Below are 974 nucleotides of genomic sequence, written 5' to 3'. Positions count from 1 at the left end.
CCCCGTCACCCCTTCGGGCCCCCGGTTCGAATCCGTTCCCCCTTTCGGCGTGACCCCGGCCACCGCTCCCCCGTTGAGCCCGGAGAGCCGGGGACCACCCCGGTGGCTCACCCTGCCGTTCCGTCCTAGTCCGAGGAGTCACCCCGTGCCGCGCATGCTCGACGTCAGTGATGACGTACGCGCCGAGATCGGCGACGAAGAAGCCGACCTGCTGCTTCGCGGTGAGACCGCGCCGGGCAGTTACGACTGCACCTCCTGCCGCACGCCGGGAGACTCCGAGCGCGAGCCCACCAGCACCGTGCTGTTCGTCGGTGAGGAGACCGCCGTCCTCGCCTTCGCCCACGGGCGGTGCATCCCCTCCCAGGTGGTGACCGTCTCCGAGGAGCAGCTCCAGGGTGCCGTCGCCAGCATCACCGGGGAGAGCCCGGCCGCTGCTCCTGCCTCCGACGTGCCGCAGTCCGAGCCCGGCGGGCAGGCCGTGCTGGGGATCACCAGCGGGCTGGTCCTGATCGACGGGGACCTGCACCCCGCCCTGGTGGTCGAGCCGACCGCGCCGATCGCGCGCCCCGGTACCACCGGCCCCGGTGACGACTTCCTGCCGCTGCTGATCGAGCAGGGCTTCATCCCTGTCACCGACACCGCCGAGCTCCCGTCCCCGCTCGCCGGCTGGTCCGTCCTGCTGGCCGCCGGCCAGCTGCACGCCGTGCTCCAGCCGGGTGGCGAGGCCGGCGGTCAGGTGGCGTGGTGGCAGGCGCACCAGGCCCTGGCGGTCACCGAGGGGTGGCGCACGGCCGTCAACAAGAAGAAGCAGGTGCTCGTCTACGCCGCCCCGGTCGGCTCCATCGGCCAGCAGCCCCGCGAGGACCTGCTGCGCGACGCGCTGGACAAGGCCGCCGCCGGGGGCAAGCTCGTGGCCGCTTCCATGCCGCTCGCCGGGACCTGAGCCGCCGCTCCCCCACCGGCCCCCACCGGCC

The 974-nt window shown here is 73.8% G+C and carries 1 protein-coding gene; it reads left to right on the top strand.

All coding sequences use genetic code 11. From position 1 onward, the window contains the following. The first annotated feature begins 154 nt into the window (after positions 1-154). A complete protein-coding gene (locus tag EF918_RS36110; protein ID WP_260611026.1) occupies positions 155-943 on the top strand; it encodes a hypothetical protein in 789 nt (262 codons plus the stop codon). The last annotated feature ends 31 nt before the right edge of the window (positions 944-974 follow it).

This window comes from Streptomyces sp. WAC06614 (assembly GCF_003949795.1).
GTDB lineage: Bacteria > Actinomycetota > Actinomycetes > Streptomycetales > Streptomycetaceae > Streptomyces.
Note: the sequence above shows the minus strand (reverse complement) of the source record. Positions and strands in the feature narration are given on the sequence as shown.